A 19,125-nucleotide genomic window follows, 5' to 3' on the forward strand; every position below is an offset into this window, starting at 1 on the left:
TGGCAGATGACGCCGAGGATCGACCAATGAACCTCCAGATCAGGGACCCGCGTGCACGTGAACTGGCACAGCGGCTCGCCGCCAAACGCAAGATTTCGATGACCGAGGCGGTGATCGAAGCTCTTGAGTCCGAACTGAAACGGGAAAGTGGACGCGCTCCGTTGGCGCAGCGGCTGGCTGCCATCGCCGATGAACTCAAAGCCAGAGCTGGCCAGGGCGGCCGGCCCGTACACAAGGATGAGATCGATGAGATGTGGGGCCACTCCTGATGTTTGTCGACACCTCGGTGGTCGTCGCAATTCTTTCGGGAGAAGGAGATGCTGGCGAGTGGAGCAACCGCATCGCGGTAGCACCTCGCAGGATTACTTCCGCGCTGGTGGTGCTCGAAGCGGCTATGCGGCTCTCAACTATGCTGGCCGTCGAGCCGCTCGTCGCTGAAGTGGCGATCGAGGCTTTTCTGCGCGAGGCCGAAATCGAAATCGTTCCCATCGACGCCGGCGACGCCAAGCTCGCGGTCCAAGCTTTTTCAGACTATGGAAAAGGACGCGGGCATCCCGCCCAACTCAACCTGGCCGATTGCCTGTCCTATGCATGCGCAAAGGGCCGCGGCTCTGCTCTGCTCTACAAAGGCAACGACTTCTCGCATACCGATCTGGCCTAGGGAGTCTGCTCTATTTCCCTAGTTCGATCGACCGCAGCCGCGCCGCTTCCACCGCTTGCGTGAGGAGATTGGTCAAGCGGTCATCGCCCATCAGCACGCCAAGCGCCGCCGCCGTCGTGCCGTTGGGGCTGGTCACCTGCTTGCGCAGCATAGCCGGGTCCTCGCGGCTTTCAGCGGCGAGCGATGCCGCGCCGTAGACGGTCTGCATGGCGAGCAGCCTGGCGGTCGCCGCCGGCAGGCCGGCCTTCTCGGCGGCCACCGTCAGCGCCTCGATGAAATGGAAGATATAGGCCGGACCCGATCCGGACACGGCGGTCACCGCATCCATAAGGCCCTCGTCGTCGACAGTGGCCACTTCGCCGCTGGCCGACAGAAGGTCGGCGACGAAGCGCTTGGCGTCGGCGGAAACCAGGGGATTGGAAAACACCACCATCATGCCCTTGCCGATGGCCGCCGGCGTGTTGGGCATGCACCGCACAACGGGGGCGCGGTTGCCGAGGATGCCCTCGAAGGTGGCGGACGGCGTGCCGGCGGCGATGCTGACGAAAGTGGTGCGTCCATCGCCGAAGCGCTTGTACGCGGCGGTGACGTCGCGGATCACCTGAGGTTTTACCGCGATGACGACCAGATCGGGCACGGCATCCGCCGGAATGGCTCCGGCATCCGCCGCCGCGCCGCAGCCAAGCGCCACTGCGCGATCGCGCAGCTCGGCATTGGGCTCGACCACGAAAACCGCCGAGGGTGCAAGCTTGCCGGACTTCAGCCAGCCCGAGAGCATGGCGTAACCCATATTGCCGCAACCGGCGAGAACAAGCCTGATCGTCATCGAGATCCCTCCGAGGAAAGGCCCTGACATAGACGCTCGCGGATCGGTGGGGAAGCCCTCTCAGGACCGCTGAACAGGCGTGCGCACCGCGATCGGCCGCAACGACACTTGCCTGAGGCCCAGCACGCCGAGCACGAAGAACAGCCAGACCGGATCACCGCGATGGAAGAAGAAGCTCTCGAGAAAGGCGTTGAGTGCGGTGAACAGCACCACCATCATGAAGAAATCGCCGAGATAGATGTTCTCCTTGCGCTGCGGAATGCGCATATAGTCGCGCAATGGTGCGATGAGGAAGGTGTAGACCGCCACGCAAAGGGCAGGGATGCCCATCAGCACCGCGATGTCGAGATAGCCGTCATGGCCGTGCACGATGGTCCTGATGTCCCACGGGCGATCGAAGGGTTGGTCCTGGTTGAGCAGCAGCGGCGTGCCCCAGAAGCTCTCATAACCGTAGCCGGTCCACGGCTTCTTCGCCAGCATCGAGCCGGCGAACTCCCACAGTGTCGTCCGGCCGGTATAGGTGAGGTCGGGGAAGTAGATGGCCGCCAGATGCTTCACCGGCGGCAGGAAGACGATGCCCAGCGTGCCGACCGCCGTGGCGATGATCGCCAGCATGAACAGGATCGGCGTACCGAGCCGCATGCCCATCAGACTCGGAAACATCACGATCAGGATCGAGAACGGCACCAGCCCGGCGGTGGTCTTGGAGCCGGTGTGCAGCATGAAGATCATCGCCGCGCAGAAGATACCCGCGCCCCACCAGCGCTGGCCGCGTCGGTAGAGATAAAGCCCGGCGAAGCTGAAGCAGGCCATGATCGGGCCGGCGATGTTCTTGTGGGTGAACACCCCGCGCCACAGGCCGGCATGTTCGGGCTCCTGCGAGTCAGCCGTGTGCATCGCCTCGTGCGGAAAGACGATCAGGCCGAGATAGGACAGGCCCATGACCACGACCGCGGTGAAGATGATGACCCTGGAGAAGGACTCCGCGTCGCGGGGTAGCGCCAGAATCGTCGCCATCGTCAGGATGCCGATCATGGTGAAGGACGCCGCGCGCATTGCCGAGGGCGGATCGGTCGCCAGCACCACCGACAGGAAGAAGAAGCCCAGCATCAGTATCCAGGATGGGCTGAGCAGCGAGCGCACGACGCGCGGATCGGCGAAGGCCATCAGCGCGAAGATCGAAATCCCGCCGAGCGAGCCGAAGCCGAGCTGATTGACGATGTCGCCCCCTTCGCCGGTGAGTTCGGCGCCGGCCGGCTGGAACGGGCGGAAGGACACCATGATGACGGTGAACAGCAGCGCGGCGATCGCGGTCGCCACGCCACCGCGCGTGAACGCGGCGCTGAGCGGCGCGCGCTCAGTTCTTCTCAGGCTGGCGGTATTGCTCATTGGCATATCCGAATTCGGCCAGCACGCGGCCCAGCGCCACATGGACGGGGTAGATGGCGGCCGCCGGGGATCCCGTGCGCGCCAGCCGCATGATGCCGCGAAGCGGCGAGGCGGCAAGCAGCGCCAGGCTCCTGGCGAATACCTTGGCGCCGGCGAACGGCATCCCGGCGCGCCTCTTCTTTTCCACCAGTGTCGAGATGACACCGTTGCGTAGGCTGCGGGCGCGGATCCAGTCGGTCTCGACGCGCCGGGCCGGAACGGTCTCCCGCACCTTGGCTTCGGCGCACCAGCCCAGCACGAAGCCGCGTTGCGCCGACCGGCTGAGAAAGTCGGAATCGCCGCCGCCCATGAAATTGAATCTGAGATCGAGGAAGGGCGGCCCCATCGCGGTCAGCACGTTGCGCCCGACCAGAAGATTGCCGGACGAATAGAGCGCGGGCACCCGTCCCGTCTCCCGGTAGGGGGGTGCGAAGACGGGATGCTCGGCCCATTTGGCATGGGCAGGATCGGCAAAAACGGGCACCTGCGGGCCGCCGACGATGTCGGCGGCGAGCGTTTCGGCGGCGTGGCACATCCGCTCCAGCCATTGCGGATCGGCGGTCTCGTCATCGTCGATGACCAGAAGATGCTTGAAGTTCGGGAACTGCAGGATCGCCGTCTGCCAGCCGGCATTGTAGGCGCTGCAATTGCCGCGCTCATGCGCGATGATGACCATGCCCGGTATCTCGCCGCGCTCGAACAGCGGCAGCACCGCCTTGGCGCCCTCCCGCGCCTCGACCTCGTTTTCGATGACGATGACGGCAAAGCGCCTGTCGGTTTGCTGCGCGCGCAGCGACGCCAGTGTCTCCAGCACCTGCTGCGGCCGCTTGAAGGTCGGCAAGGTGACGATCGCTTCGACGGCCTCCACGTCGAGCAGGCGAGACCGTCCCGCGATCGATACCGAACCGTCCAATGGCAAAGGGATCATCCGTGTCCAGCCGCGCCGTGAGTCGCGTTCTGGTAGCACCACGATGATAAGGTTTCGTTAATCACCTTGCACGGAGAGGCCCGCCAGACATGGGTTTTGGGGCGTTGATCGTGCTCGTTTAATCAAGGGTTCACCGCGCTTTGCTACCGGCTACACCACAGGATAGGTAAGATGCATCTGCTGTTCGCCACCTCGATCGTGCCCGACGGTGCTCTCGCCTCGGGCTACGAGATAGCCAACGCCGCGATTATCGCCGCCCTGCGGCGCGCCGGCGCGCGCGTCACGGTCATCGGCTTCACCTGGCCCGGGAAAGCCGCGGCCGATCCCGAAAATACCGTGGTGCTGGGGGCGGTCGACGTGCGCACCGAAAGTGCTTCGCCGCTGCAAAAGCTTGCCTGGCTCGGCAAGGCGATGTTTTCAGGCCTGACCTTCGCGTCGGTCAAGTTGCGTGCGGTGTCCAGCCACGATGTTCAGGCCGCCCTCGAACGAGCCGGTCCGTTCGATGGCTATGTGCTGAATTCCGTGCAGTTCGCCGGCGCTTTCGAACGGGTCTTCGAAGACCGGCCTTCGATTTTCGTCGCCCACAATGTCGAGCATCTCTCGGCGCGGGAGAACGCCGTTGCCGCCGCCGGCATTTTCCAGCGCCTGCTGTTTCGGCGCGAGGCAAGGCTGCTGAAACTGGTCGAAGAGCGCCTCTGCCGCCGCGCGCGTTTTGTCTTCACGTTGGCCGAGGAGGATCGCGGGGCACTTGGCGTCGCCTCGGATGATCGTTCGGCGGTGCTGCCGCTGGTGACCGGCGCCACGGCGCCAGTCCGGAAAGGCCGGCGCGCGATCGACTGCGACGCGGCCCTGATCGGCACCTGGACCTGGCAGCCGAACCGCATCGGCCTCGACTGGTTCCTGGGCAAGGTGGTGCCGCATCTGCGGCCTGGTTTCCGCGTCCGCATAGCGGGTCACATGCCTTCCGGCGTCACCTCCGCGCATCCGGGCGTCGAGTTTGTCGGCCGTGTCGCGGATGCCAGGGCTTTCGTGCGCGGCGCGGCCGTCATCCCGCTGATCAGCACCGCGGGCAGCGGCGTACAGTTGAAGACCATCGAGACCTTCGAGCTTGGCCTGCCCTCGGTCGCCACCAGCCGGTCGCTGCGCGGCATCGACCATCGCCCCGACAATTGCGTCGTCACCGACGATCCGGCCGGCTTCGCCCGGGCCCTGGAGGCAGCCGCGGCCGACATTCACGATGTCGATGGCAGCACCTTCCATCGCCGGCAGGTCAAGGCGTTCGACGCCGCGGTTCGTGTCGGTCTCGAAAAAATCGGCGCCGTGCGGGAGGAGGTGTTTGCATGAACATGCACGCCGCCCGCGCCGCGTTCGGCTTTGACAGCCTGAAGGCAATCCTCGGCATCCCGGTGCTGGCGATCCGCTGGGACGATGCGATTGCCTTGCTGAACCGATTGATCGCCGAGCGGCGCTTCACCAAGGTCAGTTTCCTCAACGCCCACAATGCCAATATCGCCCACACCGACCCGGTGTTCGCCGAGGCGCTCGACGATTTCCTCATCCTGCCGGACGGCATCGGCGTCGATCTCGCCGCGAAGCTTCTCTACGGCGCGCCGTTTCCCGACAATCTCAACGGCACCGACTTCGTGCCGGCCTTCCTGCAGGCTTCCAAGAGGCCGCTGACGGTGGGGCTGCTCGGAGCGACCCGTGTCAACGCCGAGGCGGCGTCCGTGAAGCTGGCGGCGCTTGCCGTACAGCACAACTTCGTGGTCATTCACGACGGTTATTTCTCCCCCGCGCAGGAGCCGGAGATCATCGACCGGATCGCAAAGCTACGGCCTGATATGCTGCTGGTCGCGATGGGCGTGCCGCGCCAGGAATTGTGGATTGAACGTCACATCGACGAACGCCATTGCACGCTGCCGATCGCGGTCGGCGCGCTGCTCGATTTCCTGAGCGGCTCGGTGCCGCGCGCACCGCCGTGGATGCGCCGCCTGCGGTTGGAATGGCTGTTCCGTCTGGCGGTCGAGCCCGGCCGGCTCTGGCGCCGCTACGTGGTCGGCAACCCCCTGTTCCTGTGGCGGGTCGTCAAGCAGAAATGGGCGCGCGGCGCCGAAGCCGTCGCAGATGCTCCCGGAGAGTTTCGTTGAACAAGCGGTTCGTCCCAGACCCGCTGGTTGGCCCACGCCTGTTGCCGAAGGCGCCGACGGCAGCGGTTGTGACGGCAAGCTACGCCCCGGATTTCGAACGCTGCCGACTGCTGTGCGAAACGCTTGACCGGCATGTCTCGGGTGCCGCGCACCACTACATTCTGGTCGAACATCGCGACCTTGCGCTTTTCCGTCAGTTGCAGACCAGCCGCCGTTCGGTCGTCGATGAGCGGGATCTCCTGCCGCGCTGGCTGCGCGCCTTCGACGATCCGCTCAGCCTGTTTCGCCGCCGCGTCTGGCTCAGCCTGAAGACCCAGCCGCTGCGTGGCTGGCACGTGCAGCAGCTGCGCCGTATCGCCATATCGGCGCACGCAGGGGAAGATGTGCTGATCTTCTGCGATTCCGACGTCGCTTTCCTGAAGGCGTTCGATTGCGGTGCCTTCTGGCGAGATGGCAAGGCGCGTTTGTTCCGCCGGGATGGCGTGCTCGCCGATGACGGCCATGACGAGCATCGCTTGTGGTCGCGCAATGCCGGAACGGCGCTTGGCATCGATTCGTCCCGGACATCGGTCCATGACTATATCTCGACGCTGATCGCCTGGCGCCGCGACACGGTGCTTGCCATGTGCGGCCGGATCGAAAAGGTCCATGGCCGCGACTGGGTCGAGGTCATCGGCTCGGCGCGCAAATTCTCCGAATGCATGATCTACGGACGCTATGTCGACGATCTGCTGGACGGAGCCGGCCACTTCCACGGTTCGGAAGAATTCTGCCGCGTCCACTGGACGGGCGAGGCGCTGTCGGACGACGAGTTCCGCCGCTTCGTTGCCAGCATGGCGCCAGAGCAGGTGGCGATCGGCATGCAGTCCTTTATCGGCACCGATATAGGCCGGATCCGACGCCTGATCGGGCTTGATCGCTGATTTGTCCTAGATTGCCTTGGCCGGTCTGCGCAGCGCCGAATAGGTCAGCAGCATGGACGCGAGGTAGAGCAGCAGGAAGACGATGTTGAGCGACAGCACCAGATCAGATATTTCGGAAATGGTGGTCAGCACATAGATCAGCAGCAGCGCCTTGAGGGCGGCGAGCAGGCCGAGATTGAGCGCTCGCACCAGCGTCTGGCCGCGCGCGAAAAGAAGCTCGGCCTGGTATTCGACCAGATTGCGCAGTCCAGGCACGCAGATCGCCAGCGCCACCAGGGGTGCGGCCTCGGAAACATTCCTGCCGAGCGCGTTGGGAAAGAAATGCAGCACGATGCCAAGCGCTGCCAGCGCCAGCGTTGAAACGAGGAACACGCCGCCCTCGATGCCGCTCTTTATCGCAAGGCGCGACAGCAGCTCCGGCGCGCGCATCATGCGCTGCACGAGCATCATGGAGAAGGTACGGATGGGGATCGCCGTCAGGTCGACGAGCCGCATGATGATGGCATAGATGCCGGCCAAATGCGGGCCGCCGATCGCCAGCACCAGCAGCTTGTCGAATTCCGATTGCAGGTAGAACAACACCTCGGCGCCGGCCACATAGATGGAATCGGCGAGCCGCCGCAGATAGAGTTCGATGCGCAGCCGCAGCCGCTGGCGTGGATAGAACCAGCCGAAAGCCAAAAGCAGCGAGGCAGCGTTGGCCCCTATGTAGAACCACGACCACATCCAAATGCCATGCTGTGGCGAGACCATGAACAACACCGCGCCAAGCGCCCGCAGTGCGGTGGCCAGGATCGCCAGCACGGCTGCACGGCCGAATTTGCCCAGCCCGTTGTTGACGATCAGCGCCACTTCTACCGGCCGCCACAGCAGTGCCTCGGCAAAAACGATGGCCGTGAATACCGACAGCGGCACAGTGCCGGCAAAGAAGATCAGGTAGACGCCGAACGAGGCCAGGACCAAAAGCGGCAGCGAGACGGCGCCGAGCAGCAGGAAACCTGCTGTGAACGTGCCGATCAGATTGGGGCGGATGGTGGCGGTGCGGTAGAGTGCCGAAATGAAACCGAAGGCGAGAAGCCTCGACAGCATGACGCCGGCCGCCGAGGCGGTGGCGAACATGCCGAACTCTGCGATCGACAGCGTATTGGCGAGCGCGATGAAATAGGCGAGTGAAAACACCAGTCGCCCGCCGGCGCCGCTGATCGCCGAAAAATAGTCGCGCACCAGCCCCCGCCGTTCGGCCATCAAGGTGCCGATCCGCGCGAAGGTCCGCCTTTGCGGTATGTCGCTGGCCTCAGTCATACGTCGAGGAAAATGCATAGGCTGGAAAGTTTAACGCGCCGTTCTGAAGCTTTCAGTAGTGTTGAAAATTGTTGCAACCATGGCGTGAATTCTTGCCGTCCTCTTTCGAAAATTAACCTTTTGTTTCCTATGCCTGTTTAGCGTGACTTAACGAATGGCCGACCGCCGCTGCCAAGCGGCCAAGAGTAAAGCTCCACGACATGGTCGACAGGGAAAACCGTGAAGACTGGAAGCGCGAGCGCTCCTTGCTGGCGCTTGGCGAAGCCGTGCGTGGCGAGGACGATGCTTCGCTGGTGTCGATAGGAGACCGCGCGGACCCCTCATGGCGCGAGGATGCCGCCACGCGCCATCGCCTGGCTCGTTCCCGTCGCGAGACGAAGGCGAGCCCGCCTCGGTCGGCAGCCGATAACGCCGAACGGTCTCGCCTGGACGAGGAGCAGCCGTTTGTATCCGAGGCCGCCTGGCGTTCGCGGGGGGAAACCGGCACCGGCGATTTGCCACCCGACATGCCGCAAGCAAGGCCCGCCCCCGAGGAACCTTCGGGCACGGGTGGCGCCCACGATGCAATCGGGTCCCGCGCTGCGGGCAGAGCCGACCCGTCCTCCAATGGCGGGGCGGACAGTCAGCAGTGGAAGCCGCTGATCGATCCGATGCTGGTCGTTCGCGGCGTTGCCAGGTCGAAGCTGCTGATCGTTGCGACCACGATACTGGGCGCTGGACTTGGCGTTGCCATCGCCTTGTCGATGCCGAAGAAATACGAAGCCACGACCGAACTGATCATCGAGCCGGGTGACCTGAAGCTCTCCGACCGCGATCTCACCCAACCGGTAGGCCAGCCCGATGCCGCGCTGGCCGTCGTCGAAACCCGGATCAAGATGCTCACCTCGGGCACCGTTCTCGATCAGGTCGTCAAGAATCTCAACCTCGTCAACGATCCGGAATTCAATGGCCAGGGCTCCGGCGGCCTCGGCGTCATGTCGCTCATCCGCTCGATCGTGTCGCGCAACGATGGGCCTGGCGGCGTCGATGAGGTTCGCCGCCAGGCTCTGGCTGTCGGCAATCTGGCCAAGAGCCTGTGGGTCGAACGCAGCGGCAAGACTTTTGTCATTTCCGTCAGCGCCGTAACCCAGAACGGCGACAAATCGGCGCTCATTGCCAATACGACGAGAACCGTCTTCCAGCAGGAAGCCGCCAAATACCAGTCCGACATGGCCGGACGCGCGACGAACGAGTTGACGTCCAAGCTCGACGATCTGCGCAAGGGGGTCGAGGCGGCCGAGCGCAAGGTCGAGGATTTCAGGGCCACGCATGGCCTGATCGACGCGCAAGGCCATCTGATCAGCGACGATCAAATGCTGAAGCTCAACGAGCAGCTCTCGGTCGCCCGCGCCCGCACGCTGGAACTCAATGCCCGGGCGGCGTCGGCGCGTTCGCTGGACGTCAATTCCGTTCTGACCGGCACGTTGCCGGAAGAGATCAACTCCAACGCCATGAGCGATCTGCGCTCGCAATATGCAACGCTGAAGCAGGAGGCCGATCGTGCCGCGGTCCGGCTGGGACCGCGTCATCCAGAACTCCAGGCCCTCAACGCCCAGATCGCCGGCGCGCGCGAGCGCATCGCGGCTGAACTGCGCCGCATCGCCTCTTCGCTGCAGGTCGACTTGAAGCGCGCGGTTCAGCTCGAACAGGACCTCGCTTCCGGGCTGGCCCAGGCAAAGGTCCAAAGCGGCGACGTCAACAGCGACCTGGTTGCCCTGCGGGAGCTGGAGCGCGAGGCCACCGCCAAGCGTTCCGTCTACGAACAATATCTCCTGCGCGCCAAGGAGACTGGTGAACAGACGGGCATCAACACGACCAACATCAATGTGATCACTCCCGCCCAGGCTCCACTCGAGCCAAATGGACCCTCACGGGCCTTGGTGGCGCTGGCCGGCCTGCTGCTTGGCCTTGCTGCCGGTGTTGGCCTCGGCGCTCTGCGTGGCACCTATGACAGCCTGCGCGAGACGGCAAGCGCGCGCTCACGCCGCGAGCGCAAGGTGGACGAACGCAAGTTGGCTGACCAGAGAGCGCCTCGCGAGGAGCAAGCATTCCGGGCGGAGCCTCCGCCAGAGCCACCGATGGCGGCAGCGCCTGTGCCGCCGCCGCCCGCACCACCGCCGCCGGTCACGCGGACCGAGGCCGCTCCCGCCGAAAGCTCCGGGAGGATCGGCGCACTTATGTCGAGAATGCGCAAGGCCATGTCCCGCAAGCCGTCCGCCGAAGCCGACGACGACATCTCCAGCGGGTTCGGCCTGCCCGCCTTCGCCGACAACGGACGGCCTGTCAACGCTCCGCTATTTCCTGGCCATCCGGAGTCCGGTTTCGGGCCTCGGCAGGCGGCCGGCCTGGATTATTCGCAGTCACCCTTCCAGCCGGGCCCCGATGCGGGGTATGGGCAGCGGATGACCTTGCCTTCGCGCTCGCCCCTAATGCCGCAACAGGCAACGTACCCGGCTCCCCCGTTTCCGTCCTCTCCCTATGCACAGCCGTTGGGCTACCCCCAGGCGCAGCCCTGGTCGCAAGCGGGCCATCCCTCCACGCAAAGCTCAGCGGGACCTTATGCGGCGCAGATGCCGTATCCGCCGCCGCCCGCTCCTCCGGCGCAGCCACCGGCCGCCCCGCCCGCGAGGCCGACCCCGGTCGAGGAGGGTGGCGAACAAGCATCGGTCGAAGAGATTCGCGCCAGCCTGCGTGAATTCCGCGAAGCGGTCCGCGAACTCACGGAAAACCGCACCCGCCGCCGCTACTTCTGAACCATCAGATAGGCTGCGGAGGCCGAACAAAACCGTGCCGGTTTCGCGTAAACGGCATGGGAAGGCGCTTTGACGGGATTGCGAGCTTGTATTTTCGTGACAATGCCGCGCTGCAGATTGCCTGCGCCGCGGCATTATGTTCTCGAAGCGGCGTTGGGCGGAACGATGTTGAGGGTGGCATGGCCGAAGTGATTGACGGAAAAAGCGTTGCCGAAGACGTGGTGCGGACGGTCAAGGCGTTGACTGCCGAGCTGGTCGCCAAGGGCCAGGCCAAGCCAGGTCTGGCCGTGGTCATCGTCGGCGAGGATCCGGCGAGCCAGGTCTATGTCGCCTCCAAATCCCGTACCGCCAAGGAATGCGGCTTTCATTCGCTTCAGCACACGCTGCCGGCGGAAACGTCCCAAGAGGCGCTGCTCAAGCTCATCGCCGAACTCAACGCCGATCCTGAAATCAACGGCATCCTGGTCCAGCTTCCGCTGCCAGCCCATGTCGATGCCGGCAAGATCATCCAGGCGATCGCGCCGCACAAGGACGTCGACGGGTTCCATTTTATCAATGTCGGCAAGCTCGGCACCGGTGAACTCGACACGGCCTTCGTTCCCTGCACGCCCGCCGGCTCGATGCTTTTGATCGAGCGCGTGCGCGGCAAGGATCTGTCCGGCCTCAACGCCGTTGTCGTCGGCCGCTCCAACATCGTCGGCAAGCCGATGGCCAATCTGCTGCTTGCCGCCAACTGCACCGTCACCATCGCGCATAGCCGCACCAAGGACCTGCCGGCGCTTGCCCGCACGGCCGACATCCTGGTCGCCGCTGTCGGCAGGCCGGAAATGATCAGGGGTGACTGGGTCAAGCCTGGCGCCACCGTCATCGATGTCGGCATCAACCGCATTCCCGCGCCCGAGAAAGGCGAGGGCAAGTCGCGTCTCGTCGGCGATGTCGCCTATGCCGAAGCGGCCAGGGCGGCCGGCGCGATCACTCCGGTGCCCGGCGGCGTCGGGCCGATGACCATTGCCATGTTGATGGCCAATACGTTAGCTTCGGCCTACCTTGCGGCCGGACTGAAGCGGCCTTCCTTCTGAGCCCGGGTTGACCCTGAAAGCCGCAGCTTTGCCGAACCCCACTATTTCCCCGGAACGGCCGGTCACGAATGATCCCGTTCAAGGCGGCCGGCAGTTCGCTTTCCTGCTGGTCGACAAGTTTTCGATGTTCTCGCTGGCCGCCGCGATCGATACGTTCCGGTCGGCGAACCGCCTGCTCGGTCGCGACTTCTACGGCTGGACAACTGTGTCGGCCGATGGTGACCCGGTGATGGCTTCCAACGGCCTGCCGCTCAAGATCGACTACGCCGTCGCCGACCTGCCGCCGGTCGATATTCTCTTCGTCTCGGTCGGCTTGACTACGGAATTTCCGGGCAAGAGCAAGGTTCTGGCCGCCTTGCGCAGCTGGGGCCGGCGCGGCAACGCGCTTGGTGCCTTGTCGGTCGGATCCTACCTGCTGGCCGAGGCCGGCCAGCTCGAAGGCTATCGCTGCACCATTCATTGGGAAAACCGCGCCGGCTTCGTCGAGCGCTTTCCCGACATCAACTGCACGGGCAACGTCTTCGAGATCGACCGCAAGCGCTACACCTGCGCCGGCGGCACCACCTCGATCGATCTGATGCTGGAGATCGTGCGTGGCGATTTCGGCTCCAACCTCGCCAATGGCGTCGCCAACCAGTTCCAGCACGAGCGCATCCGCTCCGCCGGAGACCGCCAGCGCGTCGGGCCGGAGCGTGATCTCACCGGCAAGTCGGAGAAGTTGCGACGCATCGTCGAACTGATGGCCGACCATCTCGACGAACCGCTGTCGGCGGTACAGCTCGCCAAATCGGCGGGCCTCTCGGTGCGCCAGGTGGAGCGGCTGTTTCTGCGCCATCTCAACGTCACGCCCGGACGCTACTATATGCGGCTGCGGCTGGAGCGCGCGCGCGAATTGCTGCGCCAGACCAACATGCCTATCCTCGACGTGGCGATCGCGACGGGCTTCACCTCGCATTCCTATTTTGCCCAGAGCTATCGGCTGCAGTTTGGCCGCCCGCCCTCGGAAGAGCGCCGCACGACATACTGAATTGGGTACGCACGGGCCTATGCGAGCTATCGTTGATAGCGGCGGCTTGTGTCCCTGCACGCGCTCAAATAGCTTCGGCCAGCGGACGGGGTGGCTAACTCAGGAGATTTCGATGGCGATACTTGCGCGGAGCGTCGCTGCGGCGTTCCTCCTGTTTTTCATGACGACGTTCGGCTTTGCCGCCAACAAGGTCATCATCATCCTCGACGCGTCGGGATCGATGTGGGCGCAGATCGACGGAATGCCCAAGCTCGAAATCGCTCGCGAATCGCTGAGGACCGTGCTTCAATCGGTTCCCGCCGACGACGAGATCGGCTTCATGGCCTATGGCCATCGCGAAAAAGGCAGCTGCGACGACATCCAACTGATCGTGCCGCCCCAGGCGGGCTCGGCAAGCGCCATCTCGGCAGCCGCCGACAGCATGAAGTTCCTCGGCAAGACGCCGCTGACGGCAGCCGTCAAGCAGGCGGCCGAAGCGCTGAAATACACCGAGGACAAGGCAACTGTCGTTCTTATCACCGATGGGCTGGAAACGTGCGGCGGCGACCCTTGTGCGCTGGGCAAGGAACTCGAAGCCTCCGGCGTCGATTTCACCGCCGACGTCGTCGGCTTCGGCCTGACCGCCGACGAAGGTAAGCAGATTGCCTGCCTCGCCGACAATACCGGCGGCAAATACATCCAGGCTTCCGATGAGAAGGCGCTGCAGGAGGCGCTGGTCGAAACCGTCGCGGCGCCGGCACCGGCGCCCGAGCCAGCACCAGCCCCCGCTCCGGCGCCAGCGCCCGAGCCGGCAAAGCCCGAGTTCAATTTCATGCCGACGGTGGTGCTGGCCGAGGGCGGCGATCCTGTCACCGACGGCAATGCCTGGGAAGTCTACAAGGCCAAATCGGACGGCACGCGCGGCGACAACGTCACCACCGAATACGGCGACTACAAAGCCAATCTGGAACCGGGCGACTACATCGTCGTCGCGCGCGACGGCGAGGTCAAGACGGAGCAGAAGATCAAGATCGACTCGGGCCAGGTCTACAAGCCGCTGTTCACCTTGAATGCCGGCACGCTAATCCTGCATCCGCGTCCGAGCCAGGGTGCCGATGTGGCCAGCGGGGCGGCTGTCGTGGTCGCCTATCCGGGCGTCGACAACCCTCCAACCTATTATGGAGACACGAAAGTCGTGTTGCCGGCCGGCGACGAGAAAGTGACCGTCACGATCGGGCAGGGCGTGGTCACCGAAACGATCCCGCTCGCCGCGGGCAGGGTGATCGACAAGGACATCATCGTCGGCGTCGGCCATGTCGTTGCCAACGCATACTATGTGGCCGGCGGCGACAAGGCTGACGGTTCAGGCACCGGCTTCAAGGTGCTCAAGGCCAAGAAGAAGATCGATGGCACCCGCGACGAGGTCACCTATGCCTATGGCCCCGACAGCAAGTTCGATCTACCGCCCGATGACTATGTGCTGATCGCGACGGTCGATCTCGCCGTCGTGGAACAGCCTTTCAGCGTCAAGGTCGGCGAGTTCCAGGACCTCAAGGTCGCCATGAATGCCGGCGTGCTGGCAATCACGGCGCCTGGCACCTCCAAGATCGAGATCTTCGAGACGAAGAAGGACATCAATGGCAATCGCAAGTCGATCGGCTATGCCTATGACGAGAAGTATCAGGCCGCGATAGCGGCCGGCGATTACGCCGTGGTTTCGGAGAGGTCGGACAACAGCAAGAAGGAAGGCGCCGTGACCGTGAAGGCCGGAGAGCGGGTTGAACTGACGGTGCAATGAGGATTGCGATTTCGACCGGCAAAAAGGGCGGCCACGAGCCGCCCTTTTTCATGCCGGACAGAATGCGTCAGGCAGTGCCGAACGCGCTGGCGCCGTGATCGGCGCGGCCCACCAATTGGCGGAAGCCGGCGAACAACTCGCGTCCGAAGCCGAATTCATTGCCGATGAGATCGACTTCGGCTGTGCGGCGCAGCGCGAATTCGGTGCCTGGCACCAGCACTTCCAGCGTGCCGGCGTCGGCGTCGAGGCGGATGATGTCGCCGTCATGGATCCGCGCGATCGGCCCGTCCTCGACCGCTTCCGGCGTCACATGGATTGCCGCCGGCACCTTGCCGGAGGCACCCGACATGCGCCCATCGGTGACCAGCGCCACGCGCTGGCCGCGATCCTGCAGGATGCCGAGCACGGTGGTCAGCTTGTGCAGTTCCGGCATGCCGTTGGCCTTCGGACCCTGGAAGCGGATGACGGCGATGAAGTCGCCGGTGAGTGTGCCCGCCTTGAAGGCGTCGTTCAGCCCCTGCTGGCTGTCGAACACCTTGGCCGGCGCTTCGATGATACGCCGCTCCGGTTTGACGGCCGATGTCTTGATGACGGCGTGGCCGAGATTGCCCGCCAAAACCTTCAGGCCGCCCGTCGCCTGGAAGGCCTTGTTGAACGGCGCCAGCACCTTTTCGTCGCCGCTTGCGCGCGGCGAAGCCTCGCGCAGCACGCCGCCGTCGGCGCCGAGCTTTGCCTCGACCGCATAGGGCCGCAGGCCTTCGCCCCACACCGTCTGCACATCCTCGTGCAGGACGCCTTCGTCGAGCAGTTCGCGGATCAGGAAGCCGAGGCCGCCGGCGGCATGGAAATGGTTCACGTCTGCAAGCCCGTTCGGATAGACACGTGCCAACAGAGGCACCGCTTCCGAGAGGTCGGAAATATCCTGCCAGGTCAGCGCGATGCCGGCGGCGGCGGCCATGGCGATCAGGTGGATGGTGTGGTTGGTCGAGCCGCCGGTGGCATGCAGGCCGACGACGCCATTGACGAACGAACGTTCGTCGATCATCCGTCCGACCGGCGTATAGGCGTTGCCGAGCGCGGTGATCGCCAGCGCCCGTTTCGTCGCTTCGCGGGTCAAGGCGTCGCGCAGCGGCGTGCCGGGATTGACGAAGGACGCGCCCGGCGTGTGCAGGCCCATGATCTCCATCAGCATCTGGTTGGAGTTCGCCGTCCCGTAGAAGGTGCAGGTGCCCGGGCCGTGATACGACTTGGACTCGGCTTCCAGGAGTTCGGCGCGTCCTGCCTTGCCCTCGGCGTAGAGCTGGCGGACCTTGGCCTTCTCATCGTTGGGCAGGCCTGTCGTCATCGGGCCGGCAGGAATGAACACCGCCGGCAGATGGCCGAAGGTCAGTGCGGCGATCACCAGACCCGGGACGATCTTGTCGCAGACGCCGAGATAGACGGCGGCGTCGAACATGTTGTGCGACAGGCCGATCGCGGCTGCCATGGCGATCACGTCGCGCGAAAACAGCGACAGCTCCATGCCGGGCTGGCCTTGGGTCACGCCATCGCACATCGCCGGCACGCCGCCGGCCACCTGGGCGATGCCGCCCGCCTCGCGCGCGGCGTCCTTGATCAGGGCAGGGAAGGTCTCGAAGGGCTGATGCGCCGACAGCATGTCGTTGTAAGAGGTGATGATGCCGAGATTGGGCACCTTGTCGGCGCCAAGCGCCAGCTTTTCCGAGGGGCTGCAGACCGCGAAGCCATGGGCAAGGTTGCCGCAGGACAGCATCGACCGGTTGGCGGTCTGGTTCGACGCTTCGGCGATACGGCTGAGGTAGCGCTCCCGGCCCGGTTTGGAGCGCTGGCGTATCCGTTCGGTGATGGCTTCGATATCGCGTCTTGCGGTCATGGGATCAGGTCCTTTCAGGCGAGGTCCCGGAAACATCCTCCCGCCGTTGCCGGGACCACATGTAAACTTGAAATCAGGGCGCCCAGAAAACCTCCACGGGCTTGGGCGATGCGTCGAGCACGGCACGGATAGGCTTTCGCGGCCCGGGCGCGGCCGCGCCGTCGAAGGCGGTGCGCTTGTCCTCGCCCTCGATGTGCAACGCGATGAAACCGGCGTCGATGATCCGCGCCAGGGTCAGGGTCAGCCGAGGCTCACCCGCACTTGCCGCGTGAACCGGCAGGATGATCCTGTCCGAGGCGGGGTCGAGCAGCTTCGGCAGATCGTCGGCGTCGGGAAAGAAAGAGGCGGTATGGCCGTCAGGCCCCATGCCGAGGATCACGACATCGAGCGGCCAGGGCAGGGATCGCAGGGCCGCATCGTCGGAAGCCGCGGCATCCTCGATGCCGACCGCTTCGTGGTAGAGCGGAACGAAGCGGGCCACTTTGGCCGCGTTCTGCAGCAGGTTGGCGGCAACCAGCCCGGCATTGGATCGCGGCGAGGAGGCCGGCACGAAACGTTCGTCGACCAGCGTCACGATCACCTTATCCCAGGCGATCGGCGCCGCGGAGAGCGCGGCAAAGAACTTTGCCGGTGTCGTGCCGCCGGAGACCGCCAGCAATGCCGTGCCGCGCCCGGCGATCGCCTTGGTCAGGGCATCGGCGACGCGGCCAGCCAGCGCCGAGGCCAGTTGCGGACGGTCGGGAAAAGCGTTCCAGTTGTAGCTGGCGCTGTTCAATTGCTCTCGTGCCATGTCCGCCCGTCACGTTCGATCAGCGCTATCGAGGCCGACGGCCCCCATGTGCCTGCCGTATAGCCCTGCGCTTCCTGCTTGGCGCCTTCCCAGGCATTCTGGATCGGGTCGATCCACTTCCAGGCGGCTTCCACCTCGTCGCGACGCATGAACAGCGTCTGGTTGCCGCGGATGACATCCATGATCAGCCGTTCATAGGCGTCAGGCGCGCGGCCGTCGAACGACTGCGCGAAACTCATGTCGAGCGAGATCTGGCGCAGCCGCATGCCGCCCGGGCCTGGGTCCTTGATCATGATGAACTGCTTGACGCCTTCGTCCGGCTGCAGCCGGATGACCAGCTGGTTGGCAAAGATCGGCCCCGCGCCGCTGTCGCCGAAGATCGAATGCGGGATCGGCTTGAACTCGATGACGATTTCCGAAACCCGGGTCGCCAGCCGCTTTCCGGTCCTGAGGTAGAACGGAACGCCGGCCCAGCGCCAGGTGCCGATCTCGGCCTTGATGGCGACGAAGGTCTCTGTGTTGCTGTCCTTGCCGAGTTCCTCGACATAGCCTTTCACCGGTCCCCCGGCCGAGGCGCCGGCGCGGTACTGGCCGCGCACGGTGTGCTTCGGCGCCTCGTTGCCGTTGATGCGCTTCAGCGCCCGCAGCACCTTGAGCTTCTCGTCGCGCACCGCGTCGGCGTCCATCGACGAGGGCGCTTCCATGGCGACGAGGCAAAGCAGCTGCAGCATGTGGTTCTGCACCATGTCGCGCAGCGCACCGGCCTTGTCGTAGTAGGTGACGCGGTCTTCCAGGCCCACGGTCTCGGCGACGGTGATCTGCACGTGGTCGATGTGGGCGGAATTCCACAGCGGCTCGTACAGCGCATTGGCAAAGCGCAGCGCCATCAGGTTCTGCACCGTCTCCTTGCCGAGATAATGATCGATGCGGAAAATCTGGCTTTCGTGGAAGTCGTCGCCGACCAGGTCGTTGAGCGCCTGCGCCGAGGCAAGATCGCGGCCGATCGGCTTCTCCAGCACGATGCGCGAATTCGGCGTGATCAGATTGTGCTCTTTGAGCTTGTGCGAGATGTCGCCGAACAGCGCCGGCGCCACGGCCAGGTAGAAGGCGCGGATGTGGTCGCTTTCGCCGATCGCCTTTTTCAGCTTGTCGAAGCCGGCGCCGCTCGTTGCATCGGCCGGGACGTAGGAAAGCCGGGCGAGGAAGGTCTTCAACTCCTTGGCATCGATATCGGCCGGCTTGACATGGTCCGAAATCGCCTGCTTGGCGAACGCCTGGAACTCCTCGTCGCTCATTTTCGAGCGCGACGTGCCGATGATCCGCGTCGGCTCGGAGAATTGATGGTCGCGCTGGCGATAGTAGAGCGACGGCAGCAGCTTGCGTTCCGACAGGTCGCCGGTACCACCGAAAATGATAAAGTCGAAAGGGTCGACGGGGATGATCTGGCTGGTCATGGTCTGTCCGCTTTGACGCCGGTCGCAAATACGCGGCTGATATATTCTAATCGATTTAAATTTTCCAGTGCCATGGTGTCACATCAAGGACCAACCGCTG

At 64.5% G+C, this 19,125-nt stretch carries 16 protein-coding genes; 9 read left to right on the forward strand and 7 right to left on the reverse strand.

What is annotated here, in order from left to right; genetic code table 11:
• Positions 1–26 precede the first annotated feature (26 nt).
• Together FJ936_RS03650 and FJ936_RS03655 are read left to right on the forward strand one after the other, a co-directional pair.
• On the forward strand, positions 27–269 hold the full coding sequence (locus tag FJ936_RS03650) for a type II toxin-antitoxin system VapB family antitoxin (RefSeq protein WP_015316285.1): 243 nt from the start codon (positions 27–29) through the stop codon (positions 267–269).
• Positions 269–661, forward strand: coding sequence for a type II toxin-antitoxin system VapC family toxin (locus tag FJ936_RS03655; RefSeq protein WP_015316286.1), 393 nt, complete (start codon positions 269–271; stop codon positions 659–661). The genes FJ936_RS03650 and FJ936_RS03655 overlap by 1 nt, the downstream gene beginning before the upstream one ends.
• Positions 662–671: 10 nt before the next feature.
• Here FJ936_RS03655 and proC read toward each other — a convergent pair whose 3' ends face one another.
• The 3 genes from proC to FJ936_RS03670 are packed head-to-tail and all read right to left on the reverse strand — an operon-like array spanning position 672 to position 3,843.
• A complete protein-coding gene (gene proC, locus FJ936_RS03660) occupies positions 672–1,487 on the reverse strand; it encodes a pyrroline-5-carboxylate reductase (RefSeq protein ID WP_140790454.1) in 816 nt (271 codons plus the stop codon).
• A 60-nt stretch (positions 1,488–1,547) separates the two neighbouring features.
• Complete coding sequence (locus tag FJ936_RS03665; RefSeq protein ID WP_015316288.1) at positions 1,548–2,876, reverse strand: O-antigen ligase; 1,329 nt, start codon at positions 2,874–2,876, stop codon at positions 1,548–1,550.
• A complete protein-coding gene (locus FJ936_RS03670) occupies positions 2,845–3,843 on the reverse strand; it encodes a glycosyltransferase (protein ID WP_140790458.1) in 999 nt (332 codons plus the stop codon). Before FJ936_RS03670 ends, FJ936_RS03665 begins: the two co-directional genes overlap by 32 nt.
• Before the next feature lie 171 nt (positions 3,844–4,014).
• Between FJ936_RS03670 and FJ936_RS03675 the strand changes: the two genes are divergently transcribed.
• The 3 genes from FJ936_RS03675 to FJ936_RS03685 are packed head-to-tail and all read left to right on the forward strand — an operon-like array spanning position 4,015 to position 6,913.
• Complete coding sequence (locus FJ936_RS03675; RefSeq protein ID WP_140790460.1) at positions 4,015–5,187, forward strand: glycosyltransferase family 4 protein; 1,173 nt, start codon at positions 4,015–4,017, stop codon at positions 5,185–5,187.
• Complete coding sequence (locus tag FJ936_RS03680) at positions 5,184–5,990, forward strand: WecB/TagA/CpsF family glycosyltransferase (RefSeq protein WP_140790462.1); 807 nt, start codon at positions 5,184–5,186, stop codon at positions 5,988–5,990. The genes FJ936_RS03675 and FJ936_RS03680 overlap by 4 nt, the downstream gene beginning before the upstream one ends.
• Positions 5,987–6,913: a DUF6492 family protein gene (locus FJ936_RS03685; RefSeq protein WP_140790464.1), complete on the forward strand. Its 927-nt coding sequence runs from the start codon at positions 5,987–5,989 to the stop codon at positions 6,911–6,913. Before FJ936_RS03680 ends, FJ936_RS03685 begins: the two co-directional genes overlap by 4 nt.
• Positions 6,914–6,919: 6 nt before the next feature.
• Here FJ936_RS03685 and FJ936_RS03690 read toward each other — a convergent pair whose 3' ends face one another.
• Positions 6,920–8,215: a lipopolysaccharide biosynthesis protein gene (locus FJ936_RS03690; RefSeq protein WP_141906107.1), complete on the reverse strand. Its 1,296-nt coding sequence runs from the start codon at positions 8,213–8,215 to the stop codon at positions 6,920–6,922.
• 200 nt (positions 8,216–8,415) lie between these two features.
• On the opposite strand from FJ936_RS03690, the gene FJ936_RS03695 reads away from it, so the two are divergent.
• From FJ936_RS03695 to FJ936_RS03710, 4 genes are all read left to right on the forward strand, one after another.
• Positions 8,416–11,007, forward strand: coding sequence for a GumC family protein (locus FJ936_RS03695; RefSeq protein WP_140790468.1), 2,592 nt, complete (start codon positions 8,416–8,418; stop codon positions 11,005–11,007).
• Between the two features lie 179 nt (positions 11,008–11,186).
• A complete protein-coding gene (folD, locus tag FJ936_RS03700; RefSeq protein ID WP_140660787.1) occupies positions 11,187–12,086 on the forward strand; it encodes a bifunctional methylenetetrahydrofolate dehydrogenase/methenyltetrahydrofolate cyclohydrolase FolD in 900 nt (299 codons plus the stop codon).
• Positions 12,087–12,114: 28 nt separating this feature from the next.
• Positions 12,115–13,113 (forward strand): GlxA family transcriptional regulator, encoded by a 999-nt coding sequence (locus FJ936_RS03705; protein ID WP_032922464.1) that lies wholly within the window; start codon positions 12,115–12,117, stop codon positions 13,111–13,113.
• 112 nt (positions 13,114–13,225) lie between these two features.
• The gene (locus FJ936_RS03710) at positions 13,226–14,890 is read left to right on the forward strand and encodes a VWA domain-containing protein (protein WP_141906108.1); all 1,665 of its coding nucleotides are present in this window, start codon (positions 13,226–13,228) and stop codon (positions 14,888–14,890) included.
• Between the two features lie 67 nt (positions 14,891–14,957).
• Here the strand turns inward: FJ936_RS03710 and edd are convergent, their stop codons facing one another.
• The 3 genes from edd to zwf all read right to left on the reverse strand — a co-directional run bounded on the left by edd (position 14,958) and on the right by zwf (position 19,025).
• Complete coding sequence (gene edd / locus FJ936_RS03715) at positions 14,958–16,781, reverse strand: phosphogluconate dehydratase (RefSeq protein WP_140790472.1); 1,824 nt, start codon at positions 16,779–16,781, stop codon at positions 14,958–14,960.
• Positions 16,782–16,854: 73 nt separating this feature from the next.
• Entirely contained in the window at positions 16,855–17,571 is a 717-nt protein-coding gene (gene pgl / locus FJ936_RS03720; protein WP_140790473.1) for a 6-phosphogluconolactonase, read from the reverse strand.
• Entirely contained in the window at positions 17,553–19,025 is a 1,473-nt protein-coding gene (zwf, locus tag FJ936_RS03725; RefSeq protein WP_015316300.1) for a glucose-6-phosphate dehydrogenase, read from the reverse strand. The genes pgl and zwf overlap by 19 nt, the downstream gene beginning before the upstream one ends.
• Positions 19,026–19,125: the final 100 nt, after the last annotated feature.

Source organism: Mesorhizobium sp. B2-4-13 (assembly GCF_006658535.1).
GTDB lineage: Bacteria > Pseudomonadota > Alphaproteobacteria > Rhizobiales > Rhizobiaceae > Mesorhizobium > Mesorhizobium australicum.